The sequence below is a fragment of the Marinomonas primoryensis genome (assembly GCF_013372285.1).
Taxonomy (GTDB): domain Bacteria; phylum Pseudomonadota; class Gammaproteobacteria; order Pseudomonadales; family Marinomonadaceae; genus Marinomonas; species Marinomonas primoryensis.
This window is the reverse complement of sequence record NZ_CP054301.1, coordinates 3784932-3805000: the sequence shown is the minus strand read 5'-3', so window position 1 is coordinate 3805000 and position 20069 is coordinate 3784932. Positions and strand designations below refer to the sequence as shown.

The window sequence follows — 20069 nt, the reverse complement described above, 5'->3', positions numbered from 1 at the left end:
TAGGGCGTTTAGTTGCTGGGAATAGACCCGAAACCGGGCGATCTATCCATGAGCAGGTTGAAGGTTGAGTAACATCAACTGGAGGACCGAACCCACATCCGTTGAAAAGGCTGGGGATGACTTGTGGATAGGAGTGAAAGGCTAATCAAGCTCGGAGATAGCTGGTTCTCCTCGAAAGCTATTTAGGTAGCGCCTCGTATCTCACCATTGGGGGTAGAGCACTGTTTGGGCTAGGGGGTCATCCCGACTTACCAACCCCATGCAAACTCCGAATACCAATGAGTGCAATTACGGGAGACACACGGCGGGTGCTAACGTCCGTCGTGGAAAGGGAAACAACCCAGACCGTCAGCTAAGGTCCCAAAGTTACAGTTAAGTGGGAAACGATGTGGGAAGGCTTAGACAGCTAGGAGGTTGGCTTAGAAGCAGCCATCCTTTAAAGAAAGCGTAATAGCTCACTAGTCGAGTCGGCCTGCGCGGAAGATATAACGGGGCTCAAACTGTACACCGAAGCTACGGATGCTTAATTTATTAGGCATGGTAGAGGAGCGTTCTGTAAGCCGTTGAAGGTCAAGCTGTAAGGCAGGCTGGAGGTATCAGAAGTGCGAATGTTGACATGAGTAACGATAAGGGGAGTGAAAAACTCCCCCGCCGGAAGACCAAGGTTTCCTGTCCCATGTTAATCAGGGCAGGGTGAGTCGGCCCCTAAGGCGAGGCAGAAATGCGTAGTCGATGGAAAACAGGTTAATATTCCTGTACCGATGTATATTGCGATGGAGAGACGGAGAAGGCTAGGCCAGCACAGCGATGGTTGTCTGTGTTTAAGGCGGTAGGCAAGTGACTTAGGCAAATCCGGGTCACTCTTTTAGAGAGAATGCCGAGAACTGATGACGAGCCCTCTTTTGGGCGAAGTGGTTGATGCCATGCTTCCAGGAAAAACTTCTAAGCTTCAGATATACATTGACCGTACCCCAAACCGACACAGGTGGTCAGGTAGAGAATACCAAGGCGCTTGAGAGAACTCGGGTGAAGGAACTAGGCAAAATGGTACCGTAACTTCGGGAGAAGGTACGCCGGCCGGTGTGAAGGACTTGCTCCGTAAGCACTAGTCGGTCGAAGATACCAGGTGGCTGCGACTGTTTATTAAAAACACAGCACTCTGCAAACACGAAAGTGGACGTATAGGGTGTGACGCCTGCCCGGTGCTTGAAGGTTAATTGATGGGGTTAGCGTAAGCGAAGCTCTTGATCGAAGCCCAAGTAAACGGCGGCCGTAACTATAACGGTCCTAAGGTAGCGAAATTCCTTGTCGGGTAAGTTCCGACCTGCACGAATGGCGTAACGATGGCCACACTGTCTCCACCCGAGACTCAGTGAAATTGAAATCGCAGTGAAGATGCTGTGTATCCGCGGCTAGACGGAAAGACCCCGTGAACCTTTACTATAGCTTCACAGTGAACTTTGAACCTATTTGTGTAGGATAGGTGGGAGGCTTTGAAGATAGGACGCTAGTTCTATTGGAGCCAATCTTGAAATACCACCCTGGTATGTTTGAGGTTCTAACTCAGGTCCATTATCTGGATCGAGGACACTGTGTGGTGGGTAGTTTGACTGGGGCGGTCTCCTCCCAAAGAGTAACGGAGGAGCACGAAGGTGTGCTCAGCATGGTCGGAAATCATGCGTAGAGTGTAAAGGCAAAAGCACGCTTAACTGCGAGACAGACACGTCGAGCAGGTACGAAAGTAGGTCTTAGTGATCCGGTGGTTCTGTATGGAAGGGCCATCGCTCAACGGATAAAAGGTACTCCGGGGATAACAGGCTGATACCGCCCAAGAGTTCACATCGACGGCGGTGTTTGGCACCTCGATGTCGGCTCATCACATCCTGGGGCTGAAGCCGGTCCCAAGGGTATGGCTGTTCGCCATTTAAAGTGGTACGCGAGCTGGGTTTAGAACGTCGTGAGACAGTTCGGTCCCTATCTGCCGTGGACGTTTGAGATTTGAGAGGAGCTGCTCCTAGTACGAGAGGACCGGAGTGGACGAACCTCTGGTGTTCCGGTTGTCACGCCAGTGGCATTGCCGGGTAGCTACGTTCGGACGGGATAACCGCTGAAAGCATCTAAGCGGGAAGCCTCCCTCAAGATAAGATCTCACTGGGACATAAGTCCCCTAAAGAGCCGTTCGAGACTAGGACGTTGATAGGTTGGGTGTGTAAGTGCTGTGAGGCATTGAGCTAACCAATACTAATTGCTCGTGAGGCTTGACCATATAACACCAAAGTGGTTTTAGATGATAAGTGAAGAGAGAATGAAAAAGACTCTAAGCAAATGCATCAAAGATTACAGAGACACATTACGATAAAAACTGGTTTAACCTTGATTACCGTTATTTCAAAAAAGAATTGTTAAAGATCCAAGCATGTCTTCGCGTGTTTTGGTTGGAAGAAAGAGATGATAGAGATTATGATCTTAAGAAACCGCCAGAACGAACGCAGCAGAATTGCTTGACGATCATAGAGGCGTTGAACCACCTGATCCCATCCCGAACTCAGAAGTGAAAAGCGCCATCGCCGATGGTAGTGTGGGAGATCCCATGTGAGAGTAGGTCGTCGTCAAGCTTAAATTAAGAGAGCCCTGATAGCTAACGCTGTCAGGGCTTTTTTTTGGCTGGAAGAAAGGGACAAGGGAAGTAACGTCTTCTGACCTCGTTTTATATTGACCAAAATACGACATTAGGTGGAATAATAGGTCAATGAGTTCAAGACTAGTGTAGATGACAAGCCTATCAATACAAGAAAGCCCTGAATGCTCAACTATTCAGGGCTTTCTGAGTTATGCACTGCTAAGCCATCAATGTTTAACTTGTCGGTGTTAATAAGTTAAGCACTTATCCACTTCGTTAGCGGCACCTAGAATAACCGCCACACGTTGGTGTATGGCATCTGGTTGAATGTCTAGAATGCGTTGGGTGTGCGTATGCGCTTTACCGCCGGCTTTAAAAGAGTTTAACCCGACAGACACTGCTTCAAAATGGGTAACTGTCAGATCAGGTCTAAGCGAGTACAAATTATGTATCTTGAGTAAACAAGTGTGATGGTTTAATAGCATCATGTATTCTTGCCTATCTGGGGATAAGCCTTGTTTTTATACACAAAAAAACCAGTTCATTTTGAAGTGGGCTTTTGTATAAGCGTGATAAGGATTAACGCGTGATGTCTGCTAACTCACTGATTAGGATTCGCTTTAATTAGTATTTTAAGCAGAACATCCAGTTTTTTATAGAGTTTGAAGGAGGAGCATTACTCTTCTCTATGCTCATTTTCTTTTGCATAGATGCGTTGAATATAAATACCTGTGATGGCTAAGAAAACCCCTGTGACGGCACTAATAAAGGCAAGTGATGAGAACCATACCAAGGCGACTAGTCCTACGGTGGACTTAGGAACATCAATTGCTTGTTCTTTATCGCTGATGTAGGCAGCAAGACGATAAATCTGATTAGAGTTTACTAGACGATTAATGTCATGCTTAATGATGCTTTGTTCCTGATTTAAGCTATACATTTCTTTGTCTATCACTTTTACTTCTTGCTGAATCAAATCATATTCAGTTAATAGGACATCTTTTTCTTTTGCCGCTCTGATGATAGAGCCACTACGTAATTGATCTGCCTGTTTTGTGATTGTATTAAAGTTTACTCTGAAACTTTGGCGCTTTTGCTCATTGTCGGTTGAATGCTCGAGTATTTGCTTTTCTAGGTAAGCGATACGAGAACGTCCTAGATCAACACGTTTTTGATAGTTCTGGCCTAATATTTGTAGTTGTTCTTGAAGTTGTTTTTCACTTTGAGTTTGCTGATCTAGTGCTCCACTACCAGTGGATCTGTCTGCAACGGAATAAAGGCGTTCTTCTTTGTCTGCAATTAGCTTACGGTACTTAGTTTCGACTTGACCACGAGTAAAAAAGCCTGCTTCTGAGAGCTTTAGTTTCATTTCTGCTTTTAAGTCATCTAACTCTTGTTGAAGCTGTTGTTTATCATTTTGAGTGCCGGCAACGTAGTTATTTAATAAGCTTCGAAGGCGTTTTTGTAGTTCGTCACGTTCTTGGTCCCAAGCATCGTAAATATCGAGTTCTTTAGCGTGAAGCTCGTCAATTTCTGTTTGATACTGCTGGCTTCCATGAGCTTCATTGTTTAGTTGAGTTATTTGTTGGTTAATATGCTCACGTTCTTTGTTCAGTGCTGTTTAATAAGCGTTGTTTGCGGTTTGAACATTGATTCGGTAATCGTTATCAACTTGCTGTAGGTTAATAATATTAATTTTTTCTTTTCATCAATGCTGATATTTAAACTTGAAAAGTTTCTCTCAAAACCATTTAACATGGTTTCAAAAGTGATTGTTGACAATAAAACCAGTCCAATAAAAAATAAAACACGCCACCAAAAATGCTTGGCGTACATAAGAGCGGTTGCAACGGGGATCTTTGCCGCTTCAACAACCGCGACTAAGACAAAAGGCAGGGCAGCGACCAGTATGCTGCTATAATCACCAAAGCTCAGTATTCGATCTGTTTTGTTCAATTCTTCATAGACTGAGAACGATACAATAATGGAAATTAGAAAGCCGATAGTGACAGCAAGAATTTCTACCGCCCATGCGAATTTGACTAGCTTTACTACAATGTTGAAAAGTTATTAACTTATGACCCCCGAATTTTTTATAAAGCGACAATGCAAGGCAAGCTTTGTTGAGCGCAAGGAAGTAATTCAGTCTTTGTGGAGTGGTTATGGCGAAATCGTCCGCTATATCATTAGTTATCAAGGTTCTCAGCCTTCCACTTATATTATTGCCAAACATTGCACCTTCCCCATTTCTATAAATCACCCTCGTGGTTGGCAGTCTGATCACGCGCATAACCGAAAAATACGTTCTTATGAAGTGGAGCAATGTTGGTACCAAGATTGGGCTGCCCGCTGCCTTGATTCGGCTCGAGTAGCGCATTGTCATGGTGTTCATTTTGATAAGCAAAGCGGTCAGCGATTGATCTTATTAGAAGACTTAGACGCGTTGGGTTATGACGCTCGATACGACACTGATAACGATCAGCATCTATTGTCTTGTATTAACTGGATTGCGGCCTTTCACGCTGGTTTTATTCATCAAAACCCCGTTTTGGGTTGGCCTAAAGGACTTTGGGGAAAAGGCACTTATTGGCATTTAGATACACGCCAAGAAGAATGGATGGCGATGGAAGAAGGTGAGTTGAAGTCATCTGCAGTCGCTTTGTCTCAGTGCCTAGACGAAGCTCGTTTTAAAACACTGGTTCATGGCGATGCGAAGGTAGCGAATTTTTGTTTTTCTACACAAGAAGAAAAAGTCGCAGCGGTAGATTTTCAATACGTTGGAGGTGGTACTGGCGTACAGGATTTGGCTTATCTCTTAGGCAGCGCTCTTACTGAAAAAGCGTTGTCTGAAAACCTACCTTATTTACTTGATCATTATTTTGCCGAGCTAGGGCGAGAGTTAATGGCTCAAGGCGAATCTCAGGCTTTTGCTCAAGAGGTTATTGAAGAGTGGCAAACATTGTTTGTGATTGCTTGGGCAGACTTTCATCGCTTCATTATGGGCTGGAGCCCAACTCATGCAAAGAATACCCCTTTCAGCCACGACCTAACCGAGCAAGCGCTTCAACAGCTGAGAAACGCTTAACACATTCTTCATGACGACCTTAATGCTCGATTGGTTTTTGCGGTCGCCTGAGCACTCATAGGGTCTTCGGGCCATGGATGCTTAGGATAACGACCGCGCATTTCTTTTCGAACCTCTGGATAAGCTTCTTTCCAAAAGAAAGCCAAGTCTTGGGTCACGGCCAAAGGTCTTTGTCCCGGAGATAGCAGTTCAATTCGAATGGTTTGATTAAAAAACGTCGGATGAGTCGTAGTGCCAAACATTTCTTGCAGCTTTACACGCAGCGTTGGCGGCTGCTCTTTGTAATCAATTTTGTGACTTGCTCCTGATGCAATGTCGAGTCGAGGCGGGACGTTATTATTAAGCGTTTGCTGCTGATTCCAATCTAACTGGTTAAGCAGAATATTCGCCAAAGGAAGTTTGTTCATCGCTTGTTGCGTTGTAATGGCTCCGACGTATGGCGCCAACCAGTTTTCTAGTCCAGCGAGTAGTGCGTCATCAGAATAATCTGGCCATTGTGTGTTTTTATCATGGGTAAAGGCAAACTGGATGCGAGCCCGCAGCTGTTCGCTCGCATCATCCCAAGGTAAAACGGACAAACTATTTTGACGAATATAGACGAAGATCGCTTGGCAAATATCTGCTTCTGATGGTTTGTTACTCTTTTTTTTGTCGATGCATAACTTGCCAATCCATCGTTGCGATTCACTTAATAAACGCGCGTCTTTTTTTGACCATGTTAGGTGCTGCTTTGTTTCTATTAGATAGGGGAAATCGGTTTCGATTGAGTCTAATTGGATCGGATGAGCGAGAAAAATGCGGTCTTCTTCTTGGCCATGATGACCGCCAATGTCTAACGCAATCAGCCACGGCTCTTGAGCCGATGGATCTTGAATATCCAAACTTGCCATACGACCGTTAGTCAGCTTGTAGCGTACTCTTTCGTTATCTTGATTGACTCGTAGAGCAATGCGATCTGCAAACGCGCTGATGAGCAGAGGCGCTATATCGTTCGAGTCTTCACGCGTGATATCTTGTTGAATCAAGATGTTTTGACTGCGTTGAAGCCATTGCTGTCGTGCTTTTTGATAAACTGGTTTGGGTCGCTTGCTGTTTATAGACAGCGTACCGTTAAGCCATGCAAGTCGATCGCTTAGGCAGCTGTTGTGCTGAGTAAACGGATCACCTTCCGACAGAATTGCGCACACGGAACCAGCAGCCTGATCGTTTCCTCTTTTTATGCCTTCAATCAGAAGCCTAGCCAGTCTCGGCTCAATGCCGAGTTCACTCATGTGTTTGCCAAGCGGAGTAAGCTGTAACGCTTCATTAGGGGCAAGCGCCGACAGCTTTGTGAGTAAATCCACCGATTGCTGCCAGTGGCTTTCTGTTGGAGGCGTAACCCAATCCAGTTCCAAACGCGCTTGAACGCCCCATTTGGCGAGATCCATCACGAGGGAGTTTAAGTCACTGATTTCAATTTGAGGTTGGGCTTGCGGCGCCAGCTGGTATTGCTGTGCTTCGCTCCACCAACGATAGCAAATGCCCTCTTCCGTTCTACCTGCTCGGCCCATTCGCTGCGTGGTTTCCGCTTGAGTTGCTCGACGAGTGTGTAATCGTGTTATAGCGGTATTGGCATCGAAACGTGCTTCGCGACTCAGGCCACTATCGACCACCACTCGAATCCCTTCAATTGTTAAGCTGGTTTGTGCTATCGCCGTTGCAAGAACAATTTTACGCGCTGGGGCAACCACCGGCTGAATGACCTGTTCTTGTTCTTTTAGGCTGAGCTCGCCATATAACGGCAGAATGCTTAAGTGAGCATGATGGCCGAGTTGATGTTGCAGTTTGCTTGCTGCTTGACGAATTTCTTTTTGCCCCGGTAGAAAAACCAATATGCTGCCAGTTTCTTCATTGAAGGCTTGGCAAGTAAGGCGCACGACTTCGTCGGTGATTTGAAAGGTCTTGAGTGCTTTATTGCCATAGTGTGTGATGATTGGAAAGCTGCGGCCTTGGCTGGTGAGTGTTGGACAGTTGAGTCTGGCCTCCAGCACTTCTGTATCTAACGTGGCTGACATGACCAATAGCTTTAGCGGGTCTTCGTCTCGGTAAAGCTCTCGTGCTTGTAAACACAAAGCAAACGCCAAATCAGAATGAAGGTTACGCTCGTGAAATTCATCGAAGATAACTAGGGCGATGTCATCTAAACTTGGATCGTCATGTAGCATGCGGGTTAATACGCCTTCGGTTACGACGAGCACTTGAGTGTTTTTGCTTTCTTTGCCCTCATGGCGAATTCGATAACCAATGCGTTCGCCAAGTGGTTCTTGTAATGAATCGGCGAGGCGTTTCGCTGCGGTTTTGGCGGCCAAACGTCGTGGTTCGAGCATAATGATCTTACGACCTTTTAGCCAAGTTTCTTCCATTAACTCGAGTGGCACCACCGTGGTTTTACCTGCACCGGGAGCGGCTTCCAAAATGGCTTCGTGAGACTGATTGAGTTGACGCTTTAAGTCAGGAATCAGTTGATAGATAGGCAGTTCGTTAGACATAAGTCTGCTCATTAATAGGCTGCGTCTATGATAGCGTTTTTCCGTGTCTTAGCGCAGCGTCACTTTTGGTTTACCAATACAAATGTCTGTTTTACATGTTGAGATGCAAGGCAGAAAGTAACCGCTTTCTTTTTCTTTTTCATTGAGGCCACGAGGTTGCCTCTCCGCGTAATCTATTTCACCGGATAGCAAAGGTGTCAAACAAACGCCGCAGACACCGTTGATGCAAGCCTGCTTAATGGGAATGCCATTTTTTACCAAGGTATCCAAAACGGTCTCCCTTTGGTCATTTAGAAACCATTGATCAGGGTCTAAAAAAGAGAGGCTTATGCGTTTCTTTTGCACAAGTTTTTTTCCTTCTGTTAATCTTTCATTAACTTTAGCATGATACTAATCAGGTGATCATAGTTCACCTAGCTTGATGCACTTCAAATAAAAACAACAATGGATGTCAATTTAGACAATGACAGAGCAAAATAAAAAGACTTTATTGGTTGTCGATGATGATCAAGACATTCGCCTACTTCTATGTGATGCCTTATCACAAAAAGGGTATCAAGTAAGAGAAGCCGAAAATGGTCACCAAATGTGGCTTCATTTAGAGGCGGAATCCGTTGATTTGGTGTTGATGGATTTGTATCTACGAGAAGAGGACGGTTTAAACCTTGCTCGCGACGTTCGGACGCAATTCACCATGCCAATCATGATGTTGACTGGCAAAGGTGATGAAACCGATCGTATTTTAGGACTTGAGTTGGCCGCAGATGATTACATGATGAAGCCGTTTAATTTACGAGAGTTAACCGCTCGGATTCACGCCTTGTTACGTCGCTCTTCTCAGGCAGCTCCTTCCTTGACCAATACCATCAATCAAGATCATGACTGCTTGAGCTTTGGCGGTTGGGTATTGGATTTAACCGCTCGACTCTTGCATGGCCAAGACGGTAAATATGTGACCTTAACACTAGGCGAGTTTTCCTTATTGGAGGTGTTGGCGCAGCATCCAGATCGTATTCTTTCCCGTGAACAACTGATAGAGAAAAGTCGAGGTCTGGACACTGAGGTGTTTGATCGTACCGTCGATGTATTGATTTTACGACTACGCCGAAAAATAGAGGCAAACCCTAAAACCCCCGAATTTATTAAGACGCAACGTGGACTGGGGTACTTCTTCCAAGGCCCAGTACGGAAAAACTAAATGCGCTTTACCAGTATCCGTCAAAAAGCGTCTTTGTCTATTTTAGCGATTAGTGTGGTGGCGTTTTTTATGGTTGGTATCGGCTGGCAATCTATGCGAGTCAGTGAAGCGTCTTTGTCCGAATTTGAATCGAAAATCTTACCTGAAATCAGTACCTCATTAACCCTAGCCGAAGGCGTTGCTCAATTAGCCGCCATTGCACCATACACGGCCGGATCTGGCCGTCCGTTCCAGTTACAAACAGAATCTGAACGCATTCACCGTCGTATTCTTGAATTGCGAGGCGTTGCCGATAGTTTGACCGATTCTGTTTTCCAGCGTGATATTGATGATCGCCTGGATGATTTGCAAACCACCTTAGAAGAGTTGGTGGCGTTGGTAAGAGAAGAGTTGTACCTGCGTGAAGACAGCTTGGCTCAGCAGTTTCGTATACGGAAATTGTCTCCCTCTGATGATGTTGCCAGTGTGAATAGCCAACAAGGTTTAATTTGGTTGTTGCAGTTATTAGAGTCGCCTAGTTTGGTGCCGGAGAACATGGTGAAAAGCTTAAATTTGTCGGCGCAAAGTGGGCAAGTTTCGAGCATTACCGATGACTTATTAATGGCGCACCGTCGTTTAACTCAAATCCAAGAGCGCAAAAATTACTTACTCATATCTATCCGTGCTAAATCTGAGCAGTTGAGTCAACAGGTTAGTAATTTCGTGGGTGGGTTGCAGAAAAAAGTAAGTCGTCAGCGCCAAGAGGTCTCTGCGTTGGTGACCCGAGGGCAAAACTGGATTATTGGCATTTCTGTTTTTCTTTTGTTGGGTCTGACTCGGTTGTATTTGTACAGTCAGCGTATGACAAAGGACTTGGGTGTGGTCACCAATGACATGGAACAGTTGTCTCTAGGGCGCGTGGATTCAAAACGCACCGCCATACGCCGACATGATGAAATCGGGACTTTAGCAGACACATTCGAAGTCTTTCGCCGCGACGCCCTAAGGCGTTTGGAAGTGACCGCTGAGTTGTCAGAACAAAAACGGCTACTGGAAACCATTTTCGATAACATGAACGATGGCTTAAGTGTGTTTTCGGCAAAAGGTACATTGGTCGCTTGGAATTCGGGTTATCAAAAGTTGTTTGATTTATCGGATGACGATTTGAGTGTTGGTATGTCGATTGATGACGTTCAACATCTGATTAACCGTGGTCAACATAAAAATCTTAATCTCGAAAATCAGCAAGTTCATATGGACGAGGTGAATGTCACGCGTCATCTGCGTTTTCAAAGCTTTGAGCGTCACTTTGATTCCGGGAAAATTGTCGAATTCCGTTCCAAACCGATGCCTGAAGGCGGATTTGTGACGCTATACACGGACTTAACAGAACGTAAGAGTGTTGAAAGCCAACTGCGTCAGGCACAAAAAATGGAGATGCTTGGGCAGCTTACCGGTGGCGTCGCTCATGATTTTAACAATCTATTGGCGGCGATTATGGGGAACTTACAAATGTTGTCAGACTCACGACCACAGACCAGTGATCAAGCCAGATACATAGAGCGTGCGCTCGTCGTATCGGAGAAAAGCAGTAATTTGGTACAACGTTTACTGGCGTTTAGTCGCCGGCAGCAACTTTTCCCTGTGACCATTGGGGTTGATGATTTAATTGAAGGTATGTTGGACTTGGTTGAATACAGCGTGGGCACTCACATCCATGTTGAAAGCGATTTGCAGTGTCCTAATATTATGAGTTTGATTGACCCTTCGCAGCTTGAAAATGCCTTGTTGAATTTATCTCTGAACAGCGCGAGTGCAATGCCTGACGGTGGCAGATTATCCTTTTCGACCACACTCTGCACCTTGCCCGACAGCGAGATTCCTGCGATTCGCATACAAGTAGAAGACTCAGGCGAAGGTATTTCAGAAGGCGTTATTGGGCGAATTTTTGAACCTTTTTTCACCACCAAGCCAGTGGGTAAAGGCAGCGGCTTGGGGTTGAGTATGATTTACGGTTTTGTAAAACAAAGTGGCGGTGAAATAAAAGTCACCTCAGGGAAAGGAAAATGGACACGGGTTTGTTTGTTTTTGCCTCAGCAAATAGTGCCAACAGAAGCGTTATCTGATGATAAAAAAATACCTCAAGACAATGAAACACAGCAAGAGACAATCTTACTGCCTGAACGCAGTGTGGTTTGGTTGGTAGAAGACGACGAAGAGGTGTGTCGCGTGATGCGCGAACAATTGGAAAAAATGGGCTTTATGGTACAACATTTTGATCGGGCAGAAGCCGTGATCGATGCACTAAACAGCGCTCTTATTCCTGACGCCATCGTGTCTGATGTGAACTTGGCAGGCACCATGAGCGGGGTAGAGCTTGCTCACAGTATTAGAGTGGATGCTTCAGGCTTTAGGGGGCCAATATTACTGATGTCTGGTTTACCTAAAGATGAGTTGAAGCAAAAATATCAGTTAAAAGAAAAAGATTTATTTATATCAAAACCTTTTACTATCAAGGCGTTAAGTCGAATATTTCAGGTACAGCGCTGAAATATTACAAATATTACAAAAAAAAGTTAAGGATGACATCATTCATTAGTTTTTGATCTTCATAGTGGTTTGTTAGAAACAGAGTCGGGGCTGGATCTGTTTTGTCATGGCGTTACTGCCGATAATAAAAACAAAAAACTGGAGTTACAAAACAATGAAATTCATGCATCGCATTCCTTTTAAAACATTCGCTTGTCTAGTAGCGGCGGGCACACTGTCTACCGTTGCTATCGCAGAAACCCCCATTATTGGTCTTATCACCAAAACTAATACCAATCCATTCTTCGTGAAAATGAAAGAAGGCGCCCAGCAAAAAGCAGAAGAGTTGGGTGTTGAGTTGCGTACGTTTGCGGGGCGCTATGATGGTGACAACGAATCACAAGTACAAGCCATCGAAAACTTAATATCCGCCGGTGCAAAAGGTATTCTGATTACGCCAAGTGATACCGCCGGTATTGTTCCTACCATTCAAAAAGCACGTGATGCTGGTTTGCTGGTTATCGCGTTAGACACACCGCTTAGCCCTGCTAGTGCAGCAGACATGACGTTCGCGACGGATAACTTTAAAGCTGGCGAAATGATTGGTATGTGGGCAAAAGCAAAAATGGGCGATAAAGCCAAAACCGCAAAAATTGCCTTACTTGACCTAAGTACAAGCCAAATCACGGTGGACGTTGCACGTGACCAAGGTTTCTTGAAAGGCTTTGGTATCGATATCAAAGACCCTAAGCGTATGGGGGACGAAACCGACCCTCGTATTGTGGGTAACGAAGTAACTCAAGGTTCTGAAGAAGGCGGTCGCCGTGCGATGGAAAACCTACTTCAGAAAGACCCTGAACTGAACTTGGTTTATACCATTAACGAACCTGCCGCAGCAGGTGCGTATGAAGCACTAAAATCATTTGGTCTAGAAAAAGACGTGTTGATTGTTTCCGTTGATGGTGGTTGCCCAGGTGTTCGTAATATCAAAGATGGCGTGATCGGCGCTACCTCAATGCAATTCCCTCTTAAAATGGCGTCAGAAGGTGTAACGGCCATCGCTGAATTCGCAAAATCTGGCTCACGTCCTTCTGCATCAAATGGTCTAGATTTCTTCGATACAGGCGTTCAGTTAATTACGGATGAGCCAGTGAAAGGCGTTCAATCTGTGACGTCTAAAACTGGCTTGGCGATGTGCTGGGGCTAATGAATATCTTGTGATAGATGGGCGAAGGTGCCCGTATTTGCCGTTAGTCAGAAGTGGCTAACGGCCTTTTTCCTGTCTGGAGTAATCTATGAGTTCAACCGATTCAAAGCCGTCTACGGCGGCGCTTGATCACGATAAAGTGGCAGATCAAGCCAGTACCTATGTTGCCACATTCGAGCGTAAGGAAACGTTCCTGCAGCGCTTTCAAAAATTTCTTCATCAATACCCGATTGCAGCGCCTAGCATTGTTTTAATATTGGCGATTGCTGGCTTTAGTTTGATCGTTGGCGGGCGTTTTTTACATCCATTTAACCTGTCTTTAATACTGCAACAAGTCACTATTATTGGAGTGATTGGTGTTGCACAAACCTTAATTATTTTAACCGCGGGTATCGATTTATCTGTGGGTGCGATCATGGTCTTGGCATCGGTAGTGATGGGCCGTATGGCGATGGATTATGGTTTTGAAGCATGGCTTGCCTTATTGATAGGCATTGGCGTCGGTGCGATTGCCGGTTTTATAAACGGCTTGCTGATTACGCGTATGAAGTTGCCGCCTTTTATTGCTACGTTAGGTTCATGGAACGTGTTTTTTGCCCTGAACTTATGGTATTCAAAAAGTGAAACCATTCGTTCTCAAGACATCAGTGCTGCTGCACCATTACTACAATGGTTAGGCGAAACGATTAACGTGTTTGGTGCCAGATTAACGTATGGTTCTCTATTGATGTTAGGCATCTTTTTCATCATTTGGTATGCCTTGAATTGGACGCCATGGGGACGTCATGTCTATGCCACGGGTGATGATCCAGCGGCGGCGAAGTTAGCAGGCATTCGCACTGATCGTATTTTGTTATCGGTTTATATTTTAGCCGGTGTGGTGTGCGCGCTGGGTGCGTGGGTATTGATTGGCCGTATTGGTTCGGTCAGTCCTCAAGCTGGTTATACGACAAACTTGGATAGTATTACCGCCGTGGTGATTGGTGGCTGTAGTTTATTTGGTGGACGAGGTTCTATTTATGGAACCTTGATTGGCGCCTTAGTGGTGGGCGTATTTCGTAATGGTTTGGCACTCGCTGGTGTCGATGTATTATGGCAGGAATTCACCGTCGGTATTTTGATTATTGTCGCCGTTGGTGTGGATCAGTGGATCAGAAGAGGGACAGCATAATGGTAGCTCAATACGATCAGACCCCGGTGTTACAAACGAAAAATCTAGTAAAGCGTTATGGCAGTGTAACGGCGATAGACCACGCCGATTTTGAGCTTTATCCAGGCGAAATACTGGCGATTATTGGTGATAATGGCGCTGGTAAATCCTCTTTGATTAAGGCGTTATCTGGTGCACTGACGCCAGACGAAGGTGAAATTTTTCTAGACGGTAAGTCGGTACGCTTTTCGTCACCGATGGAAGCGCGTGCCTTGGGCATTGAAACGGTTTACCAGAACTTAGCTGTTTCTCCTGCTCTTAACATCGCAGACAATTTGTTCTTAGGCCGAGAACTGTTAAAGCCCGGTATTTTAGGCTCTGTGTTTCGCATGCTGGATAAAAAAGAAATGGAGCGACGTGCCCGCGATAAAATGGCTGAATTAGGGCTAATGACCATCCAAAATATCAACCAAGCCGTGGAATCTCTTTCTGGTGGTCAGCGCCAAGGTGTTGCGGTAGCGCGCTCTGCTTTGTTTGGTAGTAAAGTGGTGATCATGGATGAACCGACGGCGGCGTTGGGTGTGAAAGAATCTCGCCGAGTATTGAATCTAATCAAAGAAGTCCGTGACCGTGGTTTGCCTATTATTTTGATTAGCCATAATATGCCTCACGTTTTTGAAGTCGCAGATCGCATTCATATCCACCGTTTGGGTAAGCGCGCCGCGATTGTCACACCACAATCTCATAGCATGTCAGACGCCGTGGCAATCATGACCGGCGCGATGGACGTTGAGAGTTCAGGCGAAGCCGCTTAAAGCGGTTATAGCGCTATTTTGCTGCCGTTAACCAGAGCAAAATAGCGACTCGTTTTATGCTGTCACTTAGAGGAAACGCAATGAGTTTTATAAAATGGGCAGCAACCTTAGCCAATAAAGTACGCCAGCGTTGGGTGACACGTCGTCTTATACCTGGAGTTGCCGCCGCCGTTATTGTGGTTGCGTTACTCTCTCCTCTGTCTTCCCTATCCTCCGAACCTCAGCCGCTTAAGTCGATAGGGATCAGTGTCGCCGATTTGGGCAACCCTTATTTTGTACAGTTAGTTGAAACCGTCGCCTCAAAAGCAGAAGAGTTGGCGGGTGAGCCCGTTAAAATGCTGATTCGCTCAGACGCTTATGATTGGCAGAGACAAATTGGTCAAATTAATGACTTTATCGAGCAGAAAGTCGATTTGATCGTGTTAACCGCCGCGGATGAATACAAGGTTGCTGCTGTTGTCGCAAAGGCTCAGCGAGCCGGTATTAAAGTGATTGCAGTCGATGTGAATGCCCATGGCGCCGATGCAACAATTACCACCGATAACGTGCAAGCGGGTGTGGTGGCTTGTGAAAAACTGGCGAATAAAATGGGTTATCAAGGTGACTTTGTGATTATAAATGGCGTCTTGGTGTCCTCCGTGATTGAGCGGGTTGCTGGTTGTAAATCAGCATTGAATAAATACCCGAATATAACCTTGTTAAGTGATCGTATGAACGGCACTGGCAGTGTTGAAGGTGGAATGGAAGCCATGACGTATTTGATGGAAGAGTATGACCACATCGATGCGGTCTTTACAATTAATGACCCTACGGCCTTTGGTGCGTTGCGCGCGGCTCTGCAAGCTAATCGCAACGAGTTTATATTAGCCTCTGTGGATGGTGCACCATTTGCTCTTGATCTTATACAGCAAGCCAACAACCCTTGGATTGCCACCGCCGTACAGCGTCCTGTTCAGATGGCAGAAAAGGCCATCGAAATTGGCATGGCCTTGCTAGAAGGACGAGACGTTCCTCAACGGTTCATTTTAATCCCCGCTGTTTTGGTCGAAAAAAACTAACCTGTATTTCATTGTTGGTCTTTGTGAATAAGGGCGTTAAGCTATTGCCCTTCATTGATAGAGGCGAGTAATGGACACATCTGTATTATCACAAATCTTTAATACCGTTTTTCCCCTAGCCAGTATTGTGCTGGTGGCATTTTTGTATGCGCGAGTCCGGCCAACGGACATGACGGTTGCGAACCGTCTTAATATCAGCGTATTTTGTCCTGCGCTGATATTTTCAGTGATGGCATCGAAAGACTTTCATATTACGCAATATTTAGACCTGATACTGGCGGCGACGGCCGTGGTCTTGGGGTCTGGATTATTGATTTGGCCTCTGTGTAAATGGCTAAAGATATCGCCTAAGACACTTGTCCCCCCGATGATGTTTAATAACAGCGGTAACTTGGGTATTCCTCTCATCATACTGGCATTTGGTGAATCGGCTTTGCCCATTGCGGTGGTATTGTTTTTAACTGAAAACCTGTTGCATTTTACCGTTGGCATGTATTTGATTAACCCGAAATCCAACCTGCTGAATGTGCTGAAAATGCCGATGGTGATTGCCACGATGCTCGGCTTGGTATGGAGTTTTCAGGGTTGGACTTTAGCACCTGCGGTTAAGGTTTCCGTCGACATGCTCGGACAAATTGCGATCCCGCTGATGTTATTCGCGCTCGGTGTGCGTATGACTAGTGTCGATTTTAGTCAGTGGAAAATAGGTGTGATCAGTGGTTTTTTGTGTCCTCTAAGTGGTCTGATTATTGCTGTGATTTGGCAATATACCGTAGGGATTCCAGCCGAATATTTTGGTTACTTGTTGATATTTGCCTGCTTACCCCCTGCCATACTCAACTACATGGTGGCTGAACTGTATCAACAAGAACCTCATAAAGTGGCCTCTATTGTTCTGATTGGTAATTTGATGAGTGTAGGGATCATTCCTTGCGTGCTGTTTTATGTTTTATAAACAATTATCTGGGTTAAAAGTATGATGGTACAAATTAGTTTAATCGCGTTGTTGGTGGTGGTGTACGTCATTCTTTCGCGTTTTTTGAAGTCTAGCGTTGCTTTGTTAGGGCGTTCAAAGTCTGCGAATGAAGTGCGTATTACGTATGTTTCTAAGATGCTAAACCTAGGCTTTACGGCCGTTTTCGTTTTATTGGTGTGCTTAGTATTGGGCATTGGTTACGGTCAATTGGCGATTTTTTTCTCGTCTGTCTTTGCGGTAGTTGGCGTCGCGTTATTTGCTCAGTGGTCAATTTTGAGCAATATTACCGCCAGTTTAATTATCTTCTTCGGCTTTCCTTATCGTGTTGGTGATTGGGTGAAAGTGGTCGATAAGGATGATGAAATATTAGGTCAAATCCTTGAGATATCGTCATTTCATGTGATCATTCATCGGTTGTCGGGAGACGTTGTGACTTACCCCAATAGCCTTATATTGCAAAAAGCGGTTGTGCGCTTTGCGAATAAAGAAGCCGCCCAAGCGATGAGTCAATTTAGCGTTAAGCCGGCAGAAGATGAAGCAACGGCTCCACCTCTAATGTGAGTAAAAAACAATCAACTTTTTAAGATTTAGCGGATCTGTGTCATACTAAGAAGCGTTCATATTTTCGACAGGGAGCATCTCGTGAAATCTGATCCGCAGGCCTTATTAAAAAATAACGATAAGCTGATTCATTCGGATTCGCTTAAAGTCAAATCCCATGCACAACGCCCTCAAGAAGACTGGGTACTACACACTCTAATGATAGAGGGCTACGACGTACCGTTTCGTTTTAAGCGACAAGGTAAATATCGTACCCTGCGCGGTGCGTGGGTAAATTTAACCTACTACCCAACGCAAGAAATGGTCGCGGGCATTCCAGTCGAAATCATGAAGGTCGTGCGGGTTAAACGTACATAATGGGTAAGTTTTATTGTCTGGTAACCTTCTGCTTTTATTCTGAATGATATGAACTTAATATGGCGGCACCTGTCTTTATGTCAGGAATTTATTGTCGCGATTTTGCATATTAGGTAGAAGTAATGGAAACGAGTCGTTCTGAAAGTTTGTTTACTACGATGAAGCGCATCGAGCGCAGTGCGTGGTTTCAAGGCTTTATCATCAGCATCATTATTGTTGCCGCATTAACGGTTGGCGCCAAAACCTATTCTTTGCCTTATGGTATTGATAAAGCGATTAATTATTTAGACAACTTCATTACCGTTTTCTTTCTTGTTGAACTCAGCCTGCGTTTTTTCGCCTGCGACGATAAACGTCATTTCTTTAAAGATCCTTGGAATCTATTTGATACCGTCATCGTGATTGGCAGCTTGATGCCGATTTCTGAAACCGAGATGATTCTTGTCGCACGCTTGCTGCGAGTGTTCCGAGTTTTGCGTCTGGTGTCGATTATTCCAGATTTACGCTTTTTGATTAACGCTTTGCTTAAAGCCATTCCGAAGATGGGCTACATCGCCTTGTTGATGTTCATCATCTTTTATATTTTTGCTGCAGTGGGCTCTATCTTTTTTCATCAGGTCAACGAGACGCTGTGGGGTGACATCGCCATCTCAATGCTGACACTGTTCCGAGTGGCCACGTTCGAGGATTGGACCGATGTCATGTACGAAACGATGGAAGTCTATCCGTTCAGCTGGATTTTCTACATCATCTTCATTTTCTTAACGGCGTTTGTGTTTTTAAACATGATGGTCGGTGTTGTACTGGATGTAATGACACGAGAAACCGCAGAAGAAGAACATGAGAATCAAGAAAATAACCATCACGCATTGGTAGCTCAAATCTCTGAGTTACAAGCACAGGTTGCTCGTCTTGCTGATAAAATAGACGAAAAACATGATCGAAAGGAATAACTATTCTATTCTTTTGTAGTATTAAGCGTCTCGCTGGCTAACTTTCTTTAGCCAGCGGCCGCCGAAGGTGTTCAGTATTAAGCCAAGTAATACAACCAAAATCCCTATCCATTGCACCGTACTCACCGTTTCAGACAAAAATATCTCTGCCGACGTCAGTCCGACAACAGGCACGCCTAATGTCAGTGGTGCAACGGTTGCCGCAGGATAGCGAGACAGTAAATAGCTCCATAAACCGTACCCTGCTAATGTTGCAAACAGGGATAAATACGCCAGAGTTGCCATGGTTTTTAGGTTCAGGTTAACAATATTGCTCCACATCACATCGCTGCCGTCGATAAAATACGCGCACAAAAAGAATGGAATCGCTGGAACCCAGCTAGACCAAACGATGAGATTAAGATTGGCGTCATAGCCTTTTCGACTGATGATTTTAGTGAAAATATTACCAAGCGCCCAGCTAGAGCCCGCCGCTAAGGTTAAACCAAATCCAAGTGCCGTCATGGTGGAATCATCATTATCAAAACCGATGACCGCCAAGCCGCCAATGGCAACTCCGATGGCGAGTACTTGGTAAGGTCGAACCGTTTCTTTTAATAACAAAACAGCGAACAACAGCGTAAAAATAGCCTGAGATTGTAGAACCAAAGACGCCAATCCTGCTGGCATACCAAACGACATGGCGCTGAATAAAAACGCAAACTGTCCGAAGTTCAACGACAAGGCATAGCCAATACACCAAAGCAGTGGTGTTTTCGGACGAGAAAAGAAGAAACAGCCAATCATCCCGATGACTAAGAATCGCAAACCACCCAACATCATCGGCGTTAGCTCATCCAATCCCCAGCGCATCACAATAAAGTTAAAGCCCCACGCCACAATAATAATGAGCGCGAAAAACATATCTTTGCGAATCATAGTAAATCCTTAACCGTGTGATGTTGGGGCAAAAAAATAAGCTCATCACTTTACGTGTTTTAGAGAAGTTTGCACATGGACAGATAGCGAAAGAAAGAAGGACACAGATCGCAATATCTTGGGTTTTGTCTTTGT

17 protein-coding genes and 2 rRNA genes (1 of these 19 only partly in view) are annotated in these 20069 nt (G+C 45.1%); 13 read left to right on the top strand and 6 right to left on the bottom strand.

Annotated features, from left to right (window positions below):
• A 23S ribosomal RNA gene (locus MP3633_RS17700) occupies positions 1-2266 on the top strand (it extends 630 nt beyond the left edge of the window).
• Positions 2267-2500: 234 nt separating this feature from the next.
• Positions 2501-2615 (top strand): 5S ribosomal RNA (rrf, locus tag MP3633_RS17695).
• Between the two features lie 253 nt (positions 2616-2868).
• Here the strand turns inward: rrf and MP3633_RS19020 are convergent.
• The 3 genes from MP3633_RS19020 to MP3633_RS19010 form a co-directional block, all read right to left on the bottom strand.
• The gene (locus tag MP3633_RS19020; protein WP_244959733.1) at positions 2869-3108 is read right to left on the bottom strand and encodes a hypothetical protein; all 240 of its coding nucleotides are present in this window, start codon (positions 3106-3108) and stop codon (positions 2869-2871) included.
• 188 nt (positions 3109-3296) lie between these two features.
• The gene (locus MP3633_RS19015) at positions 3297-3989 is read right to left on the bottom strand and encodes a hypothetical protein (protein ID WP_244959731.1); all 693 of its coding nucleotides are present in this window, start codon (positions 3987-3989) and stop codon (positions 3297-3299) included.
• A gap of 242 nt (positions 3990-4231) precedes the next feature.
• Positions 4232-4576 carry a hypothetical protein gene (locus MP3633_RS19010; protein WP_244959730.1) on the bottom strand — a complete coding sequence of 115 codons (345 nt, stop codon included), beginning with the start codon at positions 4574-4576 and terminating at the stop codon, positions 4232-4234.
• A gap of 121 nt (positions 4577-4697) precedes the next feature.
• Between MP3633_RS19010 and MP3633_RS17680 the strand changes: the two genes are divergently transcribed.
• A complete protein-coding gene (locus MP3633_RS17680) occupies positions 4698-5705 on the top strand; it encodes a phosphotransferase (protein ID WP_176336528.1) in 1008 nt (335 codons plus the stop codon).
• A gap of 8 nt (positions 5706-5713) precedes the next feature.
• Here the strand turns inward: MP3633_RS17680 and hrpB are convergent, their stop codons facing one another.
• Complete coding sequence (gene hrpB, locus MP3633_RS17675) at positions 5714-8233, bottom strand: ATP-dependent helicase HrpB (protein ID WP_176336527.1); 2520 nt, start codon at positions 8231-8233, stop codon at positions 5714-5716.
• Positions 8234-8281: 48 nt separating this feature from the next.
• Positions 8282-8578, bottom strand: a complete 297-nt coding sequence (locus tag MP3633_RS17670; protein WP_112136174.1) for a 2Fe-2S iron-sulfur cluster-binding protein — start codon at positions 8576-8578, stop codon at positions 8282-8284.
• Positions 8579-8696: 118 nt separating this feature from the next.
• Between MP3633_RS17670 and MP3633_RS17665 the strand changes: the two genes are divergently transcribed.
• The 10 genes from MP3633_RS17665 (at position 8697) to MP3633_RS17620 (ending at position 19016) form a co-directional block, all read left to right on the top strand.
• Entirely contained in the window at positions 8697-9431 is a 735-nt protein-coding gene (locus MP3633_RS17665) for a response regulator (RefSeq protein ID WP_176336526.1), read from the top strand.
• Positions 9432-11960 (top strand): PAS-domain containing protein, encoded by a 2529-nt coding sequence (locus MP3633_RS17660; protein ID WP_176336525.1) that lies wholly within the window; start codon positions 9432-9434, stop codon positions 11958-11960.
• Positions 11961-12114: 154 nt separating this feature from the next.
• On the top strand, positions 12115-13146 hold the full coding sequence (locus MP3633_RS17655) for a sugar ABC transporter substrate-binding protein (RefSeq protein ID WP_176336524.1): 1032 nt from the start codon (positions 12115-12117) through the stop codon (positions 13144-13146).
• Positions 13147-13234: 88 nt separating this feature from the next.
• Positions 13235-14317, top strand: coding sequence for an ABC transporter permease (locus MP3633_RS17650; protein WP_112136180.1), 1083 nt, complete (start codon positions 13235-13237; stop codon positions 14315-14317).
• A complete protein-coding gene (locus MP3633_RS17645; RefSeq protein ID WP_112136182.1) occupies positions 14317-15111 on the top strand; it encodes an ATP-binding cassette domain-containing protein in 795 nt (264 codons plus the stop codon). Before MP3633_RS17650 ends, MP3633_RS17645 begins: the two co-directional genes overlap by 1 nt.
• 80 nt (positions 15112-15191) lie before the next feature.
• Positions 15192-16169: a substrate-binding domain-containing protein gene (locus tag MP3633_RS17640; protein WP_176336523.1), complete on the top strand. Its 978-nt coding sequence runs from the start codon at positions 15192-15194 to the stop codon at positions 16167-16169.
• A gap of 70 nt (positions 16170-16239) precedes the next feature.
• On the top strand, positions 16240-17124 hold the full coding sequence (locus MP3633_RS17635) for an AEC family transporter (protein WP_176336522.1): 885 nt from the start codon (positions 16240-16242) through the stop codon (positions 17122-17124).
• A 21-nt stretch (positions 17125-17145) separates the two neighbouring features.
• Positions 17146-17706, top strand: coding sequence for a mechanosensitive ion channel domain-containing protein (locus MP3633_RS17630; RefSeq protein WP_176336521.1), 561 nt, complete (start codon positions 17146-17148; stop codon positions 17704-17706).
• An 81-nt stretch (positions 17707-17787) separates the two neighbouring features.
• Positions 17788-18063, top strand: coding sequence for a hypothetical protein (locus tag MP3633_RS17625; protein WP_112136188.1), 276 nt, complete (start codon positions 17788-17790; stop codon positions 18061-18063).
• A 122-nt stretch (positions 18064-18185) separates the two neighbouring features.
• A complete protein-coding gene (locus tag MP3633_RS17620) occupies positions 18186-19016 on the top strand; it encodes an ion transporter (RefSeq protein WP_176336520.1) in 831 nt (276 codons plus the stop codon).
• A gap of 21 nt (positions 19017-19037) precedes the next feature.
• Here MP3633_RS17620 and MP3633_RS17615 read toward each other — a convergent pair whose 3' ends face one another.
• On the bottom strand, positions 19038-19934 hold the full coding sequence (locus MP3633_RS17615; RefSeq protein WP_112136223.1) for an EamA family transporter: 897 nt from the start codon (positions 19932-19934) through the stop codon (positions 19038-19040).
• Positions 19935-20069: the final 135 nt, after the last annotated feature.